13 protein-coding genes are annotated in these 15,325 nt (G+C 38.0%); 8 read left to right on the forward strand and 5 right to left on the reverse strand.

Annotation, left to right across the window (positions count from 1 at the left end):
• Positions 1-257: 257 nt before the first annotated feature.
• The gene (locus AC2SLN_RS04050) at positions 258-1,172 is read left to right on the forward strand and encodes a hypothetical protein (RefSeq protein WP_486549609.1); all 915 of its coding nucleotides are present in this window, start codon (positions 258-260) and stop codon (positions 1,170-1,172) included.
• Between the two features lie 134 nt (positions 1,173-1,306).
• On the opposite strand, the gene AC2SLN_RS04055 is transcribed toward AC2SLN_RS04050, so the two are convergent.
• Positions 1,307-1,957 carry a cob(I)yrinic acid a,c-diamide adenosyltransferase gene (locus AC2SLN_RS04055; RefSeq protein ID WP_486549611.1) on the reverse strand — a complete coding sequence of 217 codons (651 nt, stop codon included), beginning with the start codon at positions 1,955-1,957 and terminating at the stop codon, positions 1,307-1,309.
• Between the two features lie 139 nt (positions 1,958-2,096).
• Here AC2SLN_RS04055 and cysS point away from each other — a divergent pair, with 139 nt between their 5' ends.
• The 6 genes from cysS to argJ all read left to right on the forward strand — a co-directional run bounded on the left by cysS (position 2,097) and on the right by argJ (position 9,898).
• On the forward strand, positions 2,097-3,614 hold the full coding sequence (gene cysS, locus AC2SLN_RS04060) for a cysteine--tRNA ligase (RefSeq protein ID WP_486549613.1): 1,518 nt from the start codon (positions 2,097-2,099) through the stop codon (positions 3,612-3,614).
• Positions 3,615-3,992: 378 nt separating this feature from the next.
• The gene (gene guaB, locus AC2SLN_RS04065) at positions 3,993-5,462 is read left to right on the forward strand and encodes an IMP dehydrogenase (protein WP_486549615.1); all 1,470 of its coding nucleotides are present in this window, start codon (positions 3,993-3,995) and stop codon (positions 5,460-5,462) included.
• 161 nt (positions 5,463-5,623) lie between these two features.
• Complete coding sequence (gene glmM / locus AC2SLN_RS04070) at positions 5,624-6,985, forward strand: phosphoglucosamine mutase (RefSeq protein ID WP_486549617.1); 1,362 nt, start codon at positions 5,624-5,626, stop codon at positions 6,983-6,985.
• A gap of 50 nt (positions 6,986-7,035) precedes the next feature.
• Entirely contained in the window at positions 7,036-7,683 is a 648-nt protein-coding gene (gene pdxH / locus AC2SLN_RS04075; RefSeq protein WP_486549619.1) for a pyridoxamine 5'-phosphate oxidase, read from the forward strand.
• 78 nt (positions 7,684-7,761) lie between these two features.
• On the forward strand, positions 7,762-8,577 hold the full coding sequence (xthA, locus tag AC2SLN_RS04080; protein WP_486549621.1) for an exodeoxyribonuclease III: 816 nt from the start codon (positions 7,762-7,764) through the stop codon (positions 8,575-8,577).
• A 79-nt stretch (positions 8,578-8,656) separates the two neighbouring features.
• Positions 8,657-9,898, forward strand: a complete 1,242-nt coding sequence (argJ, locus tag AC2SLN_RS04085; protein ID WP_486549623.1) for a bifunctional glutamate N-acetyltransferase/amino-acid acetyltransferase ArgJ — start codon at positions 8,657-8,659, stop codon at positions 9,896-9,898.
• A 215-nt stretch (positions 9,899-10,113) separates the two neighbouring features.
• Here argJ and AC2SLN_RS04090 read toward each other — a convergent pair whose 3' ends face one another.
• The 3 genes from AC2SLN_RS04090 to AC2SLN_RS04100 form a co-directional block, all read right to left on the reverse strand.
• Positions 10,114-11,121, reverse strand: coding sequence for an alpha/beta fold hydrolase (locus tag AC2SLN_RS04090; protein ID WP_486549625.1), 1,008 nt, complete (start codon positions 11,119-11,121; stop codon positions 10,114-10,116).
• A gap of 584 nt (positions 11,122-11,705) precedes the next feature.
• Positions 11,706-12,674 (reverse strand): alpha/beta fold hydrolase, encoded by a 969-nt coding sequence (locus tag AC2SLN_RS04095; RefSeq protein ID WP_486549627.1) that lies wholly within the window; start codon positions 12,672-12,674, stop codon positions 11,706-11,708.
• Positions 12,675-12,798: 124 nt separating this feature from the next.
• Complete coding sequence (locus AC2SLN_RS04100) at positions 12,799-12,963, reverse strand: rubredoxin (protein ID WP_486531281.1); 165 nt, start codon at positions 12,961-12,963, stop codon at positions 12,799-12,801.
• Positions 12,964-13,135: 172 nt separating this feature from the next.
• On the opposite strand from AC2SLN_RS04100, the gene AC2SLN_RS04105 reads away from it, so the two are divergent.
• Positions 13,136-13,687 (forward strand): adenine phosphoribosyltransferase, encoded by a 552-nt coding sequence (locus AC2SLN_RS04105; RefSeq protein ID WP_486549629.1) that lies wholly within the window; start codon positions 13,136-13,138, stop codon positions 13,685-13,687.
• A gap of 346 nt (positions 13,688-14,033) precedes the next feature.
• Here AC2SLN_RS04105 and AC2SLN_RS04110 read toward each other — a convergent pair whose 3' ends face one another.
• Positions 14,034-14,981 carry a transaldolase gene (locus AC2SLN_RS04110; protein WP_486549631.1) on the reverse strand — a complete coding sequence of 316 codons (948 nt, stop codon included), beginning with the start codon at positions 14,979-14,981 and terminating at the stop codon, positions 14,034-14,036.
• Positions 14,982-15,325 lie beyond the last annotated feature (344 nt).

Below are 15,325 nucleotides of genomic sequence, written 5' to 3' on the forward strand. Positions count from 1 at the left end.
ACAAAAGGATATTAATTGACGTATAATATTATGCTAATTGAATACAGTAACTTAAATTTAAGATTATAACTGCAGTTTAAGCTTATAAAAGAATTATATACTCAGTCATATTACTTAATTTACAGAGCTATTATACATAAATTCTAGTGTTCTTTAATACATATGCAGTCTAAATGAGTCTGTAGTTTATCTAAGAGGTAGTAATGAAGTTGACGGTTAAAAACAGGTCGAATAAAAATAGTTTTCTGAGTATTTGCATGTTATGTAGCTTAACACTCAGCACTTTGCCATTGGCGGGTTGTAACAAAAAGGCAGACTCAACTGATGCTGACGTATCAGAGAGTCATTCAGCAGATACTGCTCAAGTTGAACCCCCTTTAGTACTGGTAAAATGTGACGACGATATTGCAACGAGTAAACTTGAAAAGTCTATTAAAGAATCCATCAAGAGCCGCTCCCAAATTCTCATAAATAGCTATGCAGATAGCGCTGATACCTCATTAGATTTAACGGCATTTAATGGTGTAGTAGAATCTATTTTGATAGATCTTTCAAATGTGAAGAGTATGCAGCCCATTAATGACAATGGCATGGTAACTTGTGGCGCTAAAGTGAGCTTGACCTTACCGACTAAAGATGTCAGCCGTGCAAATCAAGCCTTTGCCTCTTTAGAGGGTAAAAGTTTCTCCCAGCGTCTGGAAGACAAAAATATTACTCTTAATAATAATATGCTGGTCAGTGATAACTTTACCTATGTAGTTGGTATGCAAGGTGGTCAAACTGCCGCTAAGATTGTTGGACAACCTGAAATTATTAGTGCAGTTTCGGATATTATCGCTGCATCTCAGTTTGAGGTTGCAATGGCTAATAAACGCCAATCTGAAGCTAAGAAAAGAAATATAGCATCAGCGGCACCCGAACCAGTTAGACGCGTAGAAAAACCTAAACCAGTTCAAAAGACTGAACCCACACCTAAGGTAACCCCACAGCCTCCACAACCCCCGACTCCTAAACCACAAGCTAAGCCTGAACTTAGGCCTGCTCCAACACCTTCTGCCTCTGAGACTCCGTCTGTAAAAGCACCAGTGAATACTGATGATCCAGCGGACTTTAATGTGCCTTCAGATGAAAGTATTGAAATGGTTATTATCGAAGAAGAAGGTACTTACTAGAATTGCTGCACAAGAAGATTAAGCAGACGACTAGATAAATGATAACTTATAAAAGCCCTATTATTAATTTATAGGGCTTTTTGTAGTGATACAAGTATTTTAGAAATACTTCTTTAAATTCATTAAGAAATTAATTAAGTTAATTTTTCTAAAATAGATTTGTTCCATAACACCTCATTGGAATGTTCGATTTTTGCACAATATCTTGCTAGAACAAATAGCCAATCAGAGAGTCGGTTTAGTAGTTTGAGAATATTAAGGGATATTGAGTTGGGTTTATTTGACTTTAACTGTACCGCCCCCCTTTCAGCTCTTCTACATACAGTACGAGCAATATGTATTTGGCTAACGAGTACAGATCCTGCTGGCAAAATGAAGTCTTTAAGCGGTTTTAAATGACTATTTAAACGGTCAATATCTTGCTCTAACCATTCAATGTGGTTTTTACCAATACCTTGATACTCAGGCATTGCTAATTCGCCACCAATGTTAAATAACAAATGCTGAATAATACTAAGTGTATTACTAAGCTCGGAAATCTGATTACTCGTGTTAGCCAATGAATTGTTTTCTTTATTTTCTTTAATGTGGTTAGTATCTTTCTCAATACTATTATATAACGTTGAGACGTATGCAGAAATCATTCCAATGTGTGCATTTAGCTCGTCTACATCACCCAATACCATAAAGGTAAAATCGGCTTTATTGACCCGTTTCCCGTTTGCTAAAGCAGTTGAACCATCGTCACCGGTGCGAGTATATATTTTTGTTAGACGATTTCCCATTGAATTAACTCCTTATGATGGCTTATATTTTAAATATTTTTATACAATATTAGTATAAAATATATCAATTAATAGTATTTTTAGTAAGGTTTCGGTAAGATAAGCTACTTAATAAAATAATCAGGATTTTGAGGTTTACATGTCATTAATAGCTAGCGCATCTAATGTATTAGCACTAAATAAAGATTTAACACAGCAGATTCAGCAAAGCCAAAGTTCTCTTAAAATTTTTGACTCTTTAAGCACCCAGAAAAAGATTTTTAAACCTCTTCAGCCGGGTAAAGTTGGTTTGTATGTGTGCGGTATGACGGTATATGACTATTGTCATATTGGTCATGCTCGGGTCATGGTAGCTTTTGATATAGTAGTACGTTGGTTTAAGTGTCTTGGCTATGACGTGACGTACGTGCGTAATATAACAGATATCGATGATAAAATTATTGCTCGTGCTAATAAAAACAATGAATCTATTGGCGTATTGACCAATCGTTTTACTAAAGCTATGCATGAAGATGCCGCTGCTTTAGGTTGCCTTACTCCGGATATTGAACCAAAAGCAACAGATCACATTGAAGATATGCTTGATATGATTGCTACTCTTACAGAAAAAAAACACGCCTATGCGGTAGAAGATGGAGACGTCTATTACTCAGTAGAGACTTTTGAGGATTATGGAAAATTATCAAAACGTAAACTTGAAGATATGGAGGCTGGTACTCGGGTAGATGTCAATTCGCATAAGAAAAACCCGTTTGACTTCGTACTGTGGAAAGCAGCAAAACCAGATGAACCGCAATGGCCTTCAAATTGGGGTAATGGACGTCCTGGTTGGCATATTGAATGTTCAGCAATGTCAACTAAGTGCTTAGGGAATAGTTTTGATATTCACGGGGGAGGTCATGATTTACAGTTCCCACATCACGAAAATGAAATTGCACAGTCTGAGGCAGCAACAGGGTGTAATTATGCTAATAATTGGATGCATGTGGGTTTTATAAATGTTGATGGTGAGAAAATGTCTAAATCTCTAGGTAATTTTTTTACCATCCGTGAGGTTATGAACAAGTTTCATCCAGAAACCATTCGTTTCTTTATTTTATCCAGCCATTATCGTAGCCAAGTTAACTTTTCAGATGTTGCCCTAAAAGATTCGCATGCAGCTCTCACTCGTATATACCAAGCCTTAAAAGTAGCCGAAATAGTTTTGGCTGAAAATTGTGAGGAGGATACTAATAATCCTCCAAATGAGTTTTTAAATAATAGCTATGTGACTGATTTCATAAGTGCAATGAATGATGATTTCAATACACCCTTAGCCATTAGTGTCTTATTTAATATTGCAAGAGAATTAAACAAAAAAGTTCGTGATCAGCAGACTAAGGTATGCGAAATCAAAATACTTTCGAATCAACTAAGAGATTTAGCAAGTGTGTTGAATATTGGTCAATTAAATCCAACTGATTTTTTGCAAGCTCAAGTTGGCGATGAGAGCGCCACCGAGCTTAGTGATAGTAAAATTTCTGACTTGATTGAAGAACGAAATAATGCTAAAGCCACTAAGAACTATAGCCTAGCTGATGAGATACGTAACCTGCTACAAGCTAATGGCATTGAGCTTGAAGACGGAAAACTTGGTACTACATGGAGACGTACATAACAGATATTTGGGTAGGGATCTACATATCTCTATTTAATATTTTTTCTATAAAATATATCTGTTTGCTATTTTATATAGCTTATGGAGGTGGCTAATAGGCCACCTTTTTTTATCGTTATTCCTATAATTTAAGTCCCTTTTTTAGGGTCTTTTTTAAACCTAACGACGATGTTTGAATGGGTATAATTAACTTATATCTAAGCTCATATTCGAATCATGCCTGAATCAACATAGTTGAACTATTATATTCAGATTCATAGACTTATATTGTCTTATCAATTAAAAACAAGTTTTTCATAGATATCACATTTTTATACTCTCAAATTTTCATAATTATTGTTATAATAAAGCGCTATTTTACCCGGCTAAGAGGTCTGTATGTTGCGAATCGTAGATGATGCCCTAACTTTTGATGATGTTTTAATGCTACCTGCTTATTCAGAGGTTCTTCCTAAAACGGCTTCTTTGGAAACTCGGCTAACAGAAGATATCTTACTAAATTTGCCTTTAGTATCTGCGGCTATGGATACGGTAACTGAGTCTGAAATGGCGATTACCATGGCGCAGCTTGGTGGTATGGGTATATTGCATAAGAGCATGGATATTGCCAAACAGGCCATGCAAGTACGTCGTGTTAAAAAGTTTGAAGCCGGTACTGTTGTCGATCCAATTACGGTTAATCCTGATATATCTGTAGGCGAGCTATTAAAAATTACTAGAGCAAATAATATCTCTGGTGTACCTGTTGTAGAAGAGCAAAGTGGTAAAGTAGTGGGTATCGTTACCCATCGTGACTTACGTTTTGAGACAAACCTGAGTCAACCGGTTAGAAATGTCATGACCCCTCAAGATAAATTGGTTACGGTTAAAGAGGGGGAGAGTAATGAGAATATTAAAAAACTATTGCATGAACACCGCATTGAAAAAGTATTGGTAGTAGATGATGATTTTGGTTTAAAAGGGTTGATTACAGTGAATGATTTCAATAAAGCTGAAAACAATCCAAATGCATGTAAGGATTCTCGGGGCCGTCTTAGAGTAGGGGCTGCGGTTGGTACAGGTGCAGACACTGAGGCACGGGTTGAGGCTTTAATTGAAGCAGCAGTGGATGTGTTGGTGGTTGATACAGCACATGGTCATTCAAAAGGTGTCATTGATAAAGTGGCATGGATTAAAAAGAATTATCCGCAGATACAAGTGATAGGCGGTAATATTGCCACAGGCGATGCGGCTTTAGCCTTACGTGATGCAGGTGCTAATGCGGTTAAAGTTGGTATAGGTCCGGGCTCTATATGTACAACGCGTATTATCGCTGGTATTGGTGTGCCACAAATTTCAGCAATCGACAATGTCGCTTCTGCTTTAAAAGACTCTATTCCTCTTATTGCTGATGGTGGTATACGTTTTTCAGGCGATATGGCTAAAGCAATCGCAGCAGGCGCCTCTTCTATTATGGTTGGATCTCTGTTGGCGGGTACTGAAGAAGCGCCGGGTGAAGTTGAGCTGTTTCAGGGTCGCTATTATAAAGCGTATCGGGGTATGGGTAGCTTAGGGGCTATGTCTGGGTCTAATAACTCATCTGATCGTTATTTCCAAGATGCGAAAGAAGGCGTTGAAAAGCTTGTTCCTGAAGGTATTGAGGGACGTGTACCTTATAAAGGACCTGTGAGTGGCATTGTCAGCCAATTGGCAGGAGGATTACGCTCATCTATGGGGTATACCGGTTGCGCCACAATTAATGAGATGCGCACCAAACCACAATTTATTAAGGTTACGTCTGCTGGCATGAAAGAGTCTCATGTACATGATGTGCAAATTACCAAAGAGGCACCAAACTACAGATTGTAACCTCAACGATGCAACGGATATTTATTAAATGCGAATATTAGCTTAACTAAAAAAGACCAAAAGGCTTGCTCCTTTTGGTCTTTTTTGTAGTATATTGATTAGATAATAGTTTTGATTTTTTAAAATTTTTGAAATAAAACCTAACCAATAAAGAGGGTCAAATGAGCTACTTTGGAACCGACGGAATTCGTGGATGTTTTGGTCAATTTCCTATTACTCCAGATTTTTTGTTAAAGCTTGGATTTGTGACTGGTCAAGTGCTTATCGAAAAAAATGATAATAAAAATCGTAGACCTTGTGTTGTTATTGGCAAAGATACAAGGTTATCAGGTTACGTCATTGAAGCTGCTCTGCAATCAGGTTTTAATGCTGCTGGAGTCGATGTTCATATGGTGGGGTCGTTGCCTACGCCCGCTATTGCTCATTTAACTCGTAGTTTCCATGCTGATGCAGGTGTGGTCATATCTGCATCACATAACCCGTATCAGGACAATGGTGTTAAGTTCTTTTCAGGTGACGGTCGTAAGTTGACGGATGCCATGCAAGAGGCTATTAATAAAAAACTTGATGAAATCATGACGGCTACTACAGTAGACATGACTATTTCTGATCCCTCTAAACTTGGTAAGAATTACCGCATTGAAGATGCTAAAGGTCGCTATATTGAGTTCTGTAAGGGAAGCTTTCCCTATCAGTATGATCTGACAAACTTGACTATTGTCATTGATTGCGCTAATGGCGCAGGTTATAGCGTTGGCCCCAGAGTGCTCAGAGAGCTAGGCGCAAAAGTTATTCCACTTCATAATAAACCCGATGGTACAAATATTAATAGAGGGTGTGGGTCTACACACCCAGACTCTTTACAGCAAGCAGTGATTGAGAACCATGCCGATGTTGGCATTGCTTTAGATGGCGACGGCGATAGAATCATTATGGTAGATGAGAAAGGCAGTCTTGTAGATGGAGATGGTATCTTATATGTATTAGCCACTAAATCTGAAACTAAAGTAGCAGGGGTTGTCGGTACTTTAATGAGCAATATGGGATTACAATTAGCGCTAGAGCAAGCTGATATTCCACTTGAAAGAGCAAAAGTGGGTGATCGTTATGTGATGCAAAGCCTTGAAACACAAGGGTGGATTTTAGGTGGGGAGCCCTCTGGCCATATTTTGTGCTTAGATAAGAGTCGTACAGGTGATGCTATTATTGCTGGTTTACAGGTATTATCTGTGATGGCTAGAACGGGACAATCATTAAGTAATCTAATAGGGGATTTTCATCTTCTACCTCAAACGTTAGTCAATGTTCGTCTCAAAGAAATGAAAGATCCTTATGACTTTCCAGAACTGGTCTCTGCTTTTGAAGAAGCATCACAATCTATTGAAGGCCGTGGTCGTATATTAATTCGCAAGTCTGGAACTGAGCCAGTAATTAGAGTCATGGTGGAGCTTAATGATGAAGAAGAGTGTCATCAATTGGCTCATCAGTTGGCCAACAAAGTTGAAAAAGTTATGGCCAGTTAGTAATTAATACTAAAAAACACCCAGTATAATGAGAACGGTAAGGACAAGTTATGGATTTTACCAATAAAAGAATGTCATATGATAAAGGTGTGTTAACTCAGAAAAATGCACCTAGTAATCCGTTTGACTTATTTGAATTATGGATCAATGAAGCAGTCGAGTATAATTCCCCTGAGCCTTATGCTATGAGTATAGCAACTTGCGGTGCAGACCAGATGCCATCTGTTAGAGTAGTTCTGCTAAGAGAAATTACCGAGTCAGGCATTGTTTTTTATACTAATTATCTAAGTGATAAGGGTAAAGATATTGCTGACAACCCACTTGCTGAAGGTTTGTTTTTTTGGCATGACATGCAGCGGCAAATAAGAGTACGAGGCAAAGTTAGCAAAATTGAACGGGCTAAAACTGAAGCGTATTTTCAGAAAAGACCTTATGAAAGCCAATTAGGTGCTTGGGTCAGCCAGCCACAAAGTGGTGTAGTAGAAAACCGTAAGGAAATTGATGCTGCCTTTATTGAGCTGAAAAATAAATATCCCGAAGGTAGCCATGTTCCAACACCAGAGTTTTGGGGTGGCTATGAGATCAGTATTTCGGAGTTTGAATTCTGGCAAGGTAGACCAAACCGTTTGCATGATAGATTGCTTTATAAGCAAGATAGTAATAATACTGAATGGATTATTCAGCGTTTATTACCCTAGTCAGGCACTTTTTTGATAGCACTTACCTGTTGAATAGGTAAAGTGATTTCTACTTAATAAATTTAGGATTTTAGTTTTATGACCCGTTTTGTAAGTTTTAACATTAATGGTATTAGAGCAAGACAACATCAATTAGAAGCGGTTAGGGATATTTTAGATCCTGATGTGATGGGGCTACAAGAAACTAAAGTTCATGACGAGCAGTTTCCATTAGCTGCAGTGGAGTCTCTTGGCTACCATGTAGAGTATTTTGGCCAGAAAGCCCATTATGGTGTGGCGCTGGTTTCAAAAGCTGTCCCAATTTTTGTGCAAAAAGGATTTTTGGGCGAGGAGGAGGATGCACAAAAGCGGTTTATTCATGCGCGCTATGTATTTGATGGAAAAGAGGTTGACGTCTTAAACGGGTATTTCCCGCAAGGCGAGAGTCGTAATCATGACACTAAATTTCCTATGAAGCGGGATTATTATGCGGCATTAACCGAATATATTGACCTCTTAAAAGAAGAGGGGCGCACTCTGATTATTATGGGCGATATGAATATCTCTCCACAAGATATTGATATAGGTATTGGAGAAGCTAACGCAAAACGCTGGCTGCGAACAGGAAAGTGCTCATTTCTGCCCGAGGAGCGTGAATGGTATGATACGCTAATGAGCCGTGAGCTATTCGATACTTATCGCCTACATTATCCTGACTCCAATGAGCTTTTCAGCTGGTTTGACTATCGTAGCCGTGGTTTTGATGATGACCCTAAACGCGGTTTAAGAATTGATCATATTCTGTGTACAGCTGACATTAAAGATAAATGCATGGCAGCAGGTATAAGTTATGAGCTACGAGCAATGGAAAAGCCGTCTGATCATGCGCCAATATGGGCTGTGTTTGACTTCTAAAAATTGATTTCTAGAATGGATTTGAGTATTAGAAATAGGCGCTTACTTCTATAAATCTTCTCTTATTGTAAGGAATAATATGCCAGTAGGAAATATAGCACCGCCAGAATTAATCCATACCATTGATGGTATTGAAATTGGCGTAACAGCAGCGGGTGTTCGATATAAAAATCGTGATGACTTGGTTGTATTTAAATTAGCTAATACGGCAAAAACGGTAGCTGTAACTACCAGTAATAAATGCTGTGCAGCGCCAGTTCATATAGTACGAGAACATCTTGTTGCGCTAAAGTCAGAGCAAAAACCGGTTAAATACTTAGTTATTAATACAGGCAATGCCAATGCAGCAACAGGAGAGGAGGGTTATAATCGCGCAATGGGCGTGTGCGAGTCTTTAGCTAATAAAGTTGGCGACGCTACCGAGCAGGTTTTACCTTTTTCAACGGGTGTTATTGGCGAGCCATTAAATAGCGATGCCATTATTAACGGTCTTGATGACTGTTTAGCCTCACTGGCGGGTAATAACTGGCTAAAAGCGGCAAATGCTATCCGTACAACGGATACTATTCCTAAAGTAGCGAGCGAGTCTGTCGAAATTGATAAAGGCACGAAATACCATGTCACTGGTATTTCTAAAGGTGCTGGGATGATTCGTCCTAATATGGCAACCATGCTTGGATTTGTCGCGACTGATGCTAATATTTCAGTGTCCTTATTACAGGATATGATTGCCGAATTATCTAATCAGTCTTTTAACCGTATTACTATCGATGGCGATACTTCAACAAATGATTGCTGCGTATTAATTGCCACAGGCGATGAGACAAAACCCTATATCGATACCAAACAACATCCACATTATGAGGCTCTATTTAAGTCGCTTTTGTCGGTTTTTAAACGGCTTGCAACATTAATCGTTCGTGATGGCGAAGGAGCAACTAAATTTATTACCATCAAAGTAACGGGGGGTGCGTCTACCGAAGATTGTTGTGATGTTGCTTATGCTGTCGCTCATTCGCCTCTTGTTAAGACGGCTTTTTTTGCTAGTGACCCAAACTGGGGACGTATATTAGCGGCTGTTGGATACTCTAAAGCACATAACCTTGATGCCACTAAAGTTGCCATTAAGCTGGATGATGTTAGTATCTGTACACGTGGTCAGCTTGATAGTGATTATACTGAAGCAAAAGGTCAAGAAGTAATGAGCCGCCCTGAAATTACCATGCATATTGATTTAGGTGTGGGTGAGGCAAGTGATACAGTATACACTTGTGACTTATCATATGATTACGTGAAAATTAATGCAGATTATCGTAGTTAGTACTTGGTCGCACTAGCTTATCAATTAGATTAAGGTATTAAGTCACTGTTGACGTTGAAAAGAGTGCGATGTCGCACTCTTTTTTTGTGAATTGCTACTACCATTTTCTAGGTGTCTTCTATTAATTTTACACGACTTCTATTAATTTTAGATGTCTTCTTTGAGATTACTGCGACTTTTCTTATTTCTGCCTGTTTATGTTTCTTATCCTTCACTTATTCAGCATCTAACTCTTGATTCTCACTAAAATGCTCTGCAAACAAATCAGCCAAATAACGTGCTAATTGATACGGTATATCATGTCCTAATCCAGTGACTAACTTTAGGTCAGCATGGGGTATCGTTTTAGCCAGCGATTTACCGTGAGCAGGCGGTAACAGCCTATCATGAGTGCCATGAACGATTAAAGTAGGTTGCTTTATAATGGCATCAATGTTTTCAAGTGAACCTGTCGCCATCACTGCCAATAGTTGGCGAGTCACGCCTTTTGGATAAAAACGACGATTGAAAAAAAGTTCAGCCTTCATAGTGGCATGATTTTCATCAAAGAAATCTGGCGAGCCAATTACTCTTTGCAGGTTTACATTGTTTTCAATCACAGTAGCAGAGTCTTTATTATCAGGTAAAGGTCTAGTTAATGCTCTTAATGCGTCGATTTTTGGAGGCGGTAGAAAAGGTTTGTTATTACTGGTAGCCAACAGACCAAGTTTGCTAACGCGGTTGGGGTACTTGGCAGCAACAATTTGTGCAATCATCCCACCCATTGACATACCCAGCACATGGCATTGATCAATGTCTAAAGCATTTAGCAGCTGATTAACATCTTCTCCCATATCATAAAGGGTATACGGCACATTGTTATCAATATGCTTGTAACGTAAACCAAGTTTATATCTAGATATTAATTTAAGTTGCTTAACTAGAGTTTGGTGCTCCTTGGTTAGCTTATTCTTGTGTTTAAGCTTGCTAGATTTGCCGATATCTCTATTATCAAAGCGAATCACTTGAAACCCAGAATCAATAAGCCGCTTACAAAATACATTTGACCATACTAAAGATTGCGCACCCAATCCCATAATCAATAAGATAATGGGGTCATTGTCGCAACCACCTCGCTCGAGATAAAATTTATACTTTGGTGTTTTGACTTTATAAGCGGTCATAAAGTCGGCATATTTGGATGCTTTGGTTCTTATTTGATAAGGCGAATTTGATTTATGCATGATTTACATATAAATAGTGTGCTTTTCAATGACCAAGATTAGCGTACTAAACTATTAAATGAAGCGTAATTTCTAAAAAGATCTCTTATAAACTTAAAAATGATCCGATTTTAATAGTCACGGTTTATTGGATTTTTAAAATTCTTATATAAATTATTTTAAGGTAATGTTTTATCTATAATGCTATCGCAACAATATAGTTTGAATAGTGTTTAATTAAATATTATCAACGGCGTCTGACGCTTATGTCTATGGATAACTTTTGATGACAGATACATTTGTTTATTTGTGCTTAAGTCAATAGTAAAAGAAGTCTAAAATGGTTACAAGGCAACCGAGTGCAAGTACTACTGGAGTAGGCTTAACGAGGTTAACGCCGTAACCGTTTAGTAGTTCGCTGACTATATTTGCGTTTGAGACAAGCATGGCAAAGGTCGATTATTTAAATTCGCTAATTAAGTATTCGAATAATAAAGAATTATAATGTCAATTTGATGAACCACAATGGATTGGCATTATTAAATTACTATTAACAATGGTTATTCATGGTCGTCGTTTGAAGGTAGATAGTTAAAAGTAGAGGGTTATATATCTAACATGTGCTTTTTTAATTGGCTAACGATAAACGGCTGGAAGTAATCGGGAAGATCATGTCCCATTCCATGGATGCGCTTAAAAGTAGCGTTAGGGATGCTCTTAACAAGCTCTAAACCATGTGACATTGGTACTAGTCCATCATGAGTGCCATGCAAAATAAGCGTTGGCGCTTTGATCTCTTTAGAATACTTTTTTATGGAGCCAGTCGTTAGAATGGCATTAAGCTGCTGCACTGGACCAGTAGGATAAAAACAACGATGGTATCTTAGTCTTGATATTTGACCTACGACCTGTTCATCAATATTTCCTTGAGAGCCAACCATATTTATAAACCATTTGCCATGTTGCACAATATCTTCTTCACTATGGCTAGTAGGTCGCTTAATTAAGGTATAGAGTTGTTTTGGCTTGGGTGGGGGTAGAAAAGCACGGTTATTGGTAGAAAAAATAAGCGCCAGACGGTTGACAAGGTGTGGGTATTTAGCGGCTAACAGCTGGGCTATAATACCGCCCATTGAGGCACCAAGAACATGAACTTGAGAAAACCCTAAAGATTGAATGAGGCTTGCTGTATCGTCGGCTAAATCGATAAGAGAATAGCTACTGGGGTATTTAGCGTTGTTTAATCCAAGTTGTAGTCTAAGCATAGCAGGCAAGAGGTTTACCCGCTCTCCAGTAGATGATTTCACTTTAGAGGAGAGTCCAATATCTCGGTTATCAAAACGTATAACGTAAAAGCCGGCATTGATTAACCGTTTTATAAAGTTTTCAGGCCAAAATATAAGTTGTGATCCTAACCCCATAACTAAAAGTATTGGTGGACTTTTGGGGTTCCCGCCTACTTCTACACATAGTGTGATGTCATCTGATACTTGAATAAAAGCTTGTTGCATGAAATCAGTTAAAGGGGAGGGTACCCAATGATGAATATCAAGCGGAGGGAACAACTGACCCATAGTTTATTGCCCTAAGTGATAGTTTTAATATTGATTAATAACTTCAATAACCTTTTTAAAACTATGCGTTAAGTAACTGATTAAATAGACAATGGCACGCTCTCATTGACAGTAGTTTAGCCTATTAAATTTCCATCATTTCAAAATCAATTTTACCCACACCGCATTCTGGACAAGTCCAGTCTTCTGGAATATCCTCCCATTTTGTACCGGGTGCGATACCTTCTTCAGGACATCCTAGCTCTTCGTCATATATCCAACCACAAACGATACATTCCCATTTTTTCATCAAACAGCTCCAAGATACATAAATCAAAAAATAGTGGTTGGATTATAACAAAAATGCGTTCCACCATGTATTCAATTTATTGGGATTAAAATTATTACAATGACTTAATAATGCCTAGTTATGATAAAATTTAAATCATCAGTAAATTTAAATCATTCATTTAGGCCACTTTATGACCAACTTGCTAAATACGACAGAACCTAATACATCTGAAGCAACCCAGCACGAATTCTGGAATATTATTCGTACTGTTCATAATTTCCCGAAATCGGGTATAGATTTTTATGATATTACGCCGATATTGCGCCATCATGTCAATGCTGTCATTGACGAGATGCTAGCGGTTTTGCCTGAAGGCTTATTAGATGAGGTAGATTGCCTTGTTGCCATTGAAGCTCGCGGATTTATTTTTGCAGGATTATTGGCAGGTCGATTGGGTAAAGGAATGTATTTATTGCGCAAACCCGGTAAGCTACCGCCTCCAGTCGCCAATAAGTCTTATGCTTTAGAATATGGTACTGATACCTTAGAAATACAAGATGGTTTACAGAAATCAAAAGTGTTGTTAGTGGATGATATATTGGCAACGGGTGGTACGTTGAACACGGCTTATCAGTTATGTGTTGATGCCGGACATGATGTTGCTGGTGTGTTGGTGTTGCTTGACTTAGTAGATTTACATAGTGAGTTTCCTGTACCTGTTTATTCAGTATTAGAAGGTTAGGGTAGGCCTAGTATGAGTGCTTCTTTAGACTATGAGGATTAAAGAGAGATAAATTTTAGTTAAGCAGCAATCGTTATTATGCAAGTAATGATATATAGAAATATATATAGAGTATAAATTGGCTTCACTTTGGCGATAATTGAGATATTTTAAACCATAAAATTTAAACTACTATAAATAAATGACCCCACACCTTCACTTATCATATGTCATCTGCATTAAGTATGAATTAAGAAAGCTCTATATGTATTCATATAGAGCTTTCTCTTATTCTACAACCAAAGGATGATAACGATACCAAACATATTATTATTTATGTTAAAGCAACTTAAAAACAGAGTAAGGGTTATTTGCTAAGCTTTAGCAGTGCTGCTGTCAATTCGTCTCTTGCATTTATAAAACCTTCAATACCTTTAGGTAATAGCGTCTGAGTAATGCTATCTTGCTCATAGGCGGCACTAAATGTATCAGCGTCTAAACTGACTTTTTGCATGGTCTCACTACTCATATCTGCGGAGAGTTGCTGCTCAACTTGTATGTCCAGTGCGGCTAACTCATCTAATAGATTAGGGGCAATGGTTAATAAGTCACAACCTGCTAACGCTAATATTTGATCGATACTTCTGAAACTTGCCCCCATAACTTGGGTGTTATAACCGTGTTGTTTGTAGTATTGATAAACACGTTTTACTGATTGCACACCCATATCATCGCTTGGAGGAATATTTTGACGGTTTTGCTCTCGCTTTTGCCAATCTAAAATACGTCCAACGAAAGGTGAAATTAGCGTTACGCCAGCATCCGCACAAGCTACTGCTTGGTGCTGACCAAAAATCAAGGTTAAGTTGCAATGGATACCTTCTTTTTCGAGTTGCTCAGCGGCTTTGATACCTTGCCAAGTCGCAGCAACTTTAATCAATATACGCTCTTTATCGACACCTGCTCGATTATACGCTTCCATAAATTCATGGGCCTTTGCAATGGTAGCTTCAGTATCATATGAAAGACGCGCATCAACTTCAGTTGATACACGACCTTCTATAAGATTTAATATGTCACAGCCCACCTGTATAGTTAAGTTGTCAATGACATCATCAATCATACTGTCGCCACGGTTAGAAAAGCGGTTTAGCGTATCAGATAACATGGCTTGTTTGTCAGGATGAGTCAATGCCTTAGTGATTAAACTCGGGTTGGTAGTAGCATCGACAGGCTTTAAGCGTTGGATGGCCGAAAGGTCGCCTGTATCGGCAACAATGGTTGTCATGGTTTTTAATTGTGATAAGGCGCTCATTATAAATTCCTATTAGGTTATAATCGATTATAATCTTTTCAATAAACAAAACCGCACTTCAATAAACAATATCACTGTGTCCAACTTTGTGAATAGTTATTTGTAGAGTTTTAAGCGTGCTAAATTAGTAAGTGGTTTTGGCTTTAGTGCTTATTACTTAGCATTTTACTCAGCATGGAAAAACAGATGCTAAAAAATTGCTACTATACAAAGGTGGTCATGTTATTGAAAGTACTAAATACTGATAACCATACATATGGTCATAAATATAATCTTAATTTTATTAAAACGTAACTAAAAAAGGATGACTTTTTTTAAATATTGTCAGTTTATATTTTTTGTGA

The organism is Psychrobacter sp. CX90 (assembly GCF_057396305.2).

Bases quoted from the DNA above. Each gene is read 5' to 3' on its own strand.
- AC2SLN_RS04050 (WP_486549609.1), top strand. From the start codon at position 258: ATGTTATGTAGCTTAACACTCAGCACTTTGCCATTGGCGGGTTGTAAC.
- AC2SLN_RS04055 (WP_486549611.1), bottom strand. From the start codon at position 1,957: ATGGGAAATCGTCTAACAAAAATATATACTCGCACCGGTGACGATGGT.
- cysS (WP_486549613.1), top strand. From the start codon at position 2,097: ATGTCATTAATAGCTAGCGCATCTAATGTATTAGCACTAAATAAAGAT.
- guaB (WP_486549615.1), top strand. From the start codon at position 3,993: ATGTTGCGAATCGTAGATGATGCCCTAACTTTTGATGATGTTTTAATG.
- glmM (WP_486549617.1), top strand. From the start codon at position 5,624: ATGAGCTACTTTGGAACCGACGGAATTCGTGGATGTTTTGGTCAATTT.
- pdxH (WP_486549619.1), top strand. From the start codon at position 7,036: ATGGATTTTACCAATAAAAGAATGTCATATGATAAAGGTGTGTTAACT.
- xthA (WP_486549621.1), top strand. From the start codon at position 7,762: ATGACCCGTTTTGTAAGTTTTAACATTAATGGTATTAGAGCAAGACAA.
- argJ (WP_486549623.1), top strand. From the start codon at position 8,657: ATGCCAGTAGGAAATATAGCACCGCCAGAATTAATCCATACCATTGAT.
- AC2SLN_RS04090 (WP_486549625.1), bottom strand. From the start codon at position 11,121: ATGCATAAATCAAATTCGCCTTATCAAATAAGAACCAAAGCATCCAAA.
- AC2SLN_RS04095 (WP_486549627.1), bottom strand. From the start codon at position 12,674: ATGGGTCAGTTGTTCCCTCCGCTTGATATTCATCATTGGGTACCCTCC.
- AC2SLN_RS04100 (WP_486531281.1), bottom strand. From the start codon at position 12,963: ATGAAAAAATGGGAATGTATCGTTTGTGGTTGGATATATGACGAAGAG.
- AC2SLN_RS04105 (WP_486549629.1), top strand. From the start codon at position 13,136: ATGACCAACTTGCTAAATACGACAGAACCTAATACATCTGAAGCAACC.
- AC2SLN_RS04110 (WP_486549631.1), bottom strand. From the start codon at position 14,981: ATGAGCGCCTTATCACAATTAAAAACCATGACAACCATTGTTGCCGAT.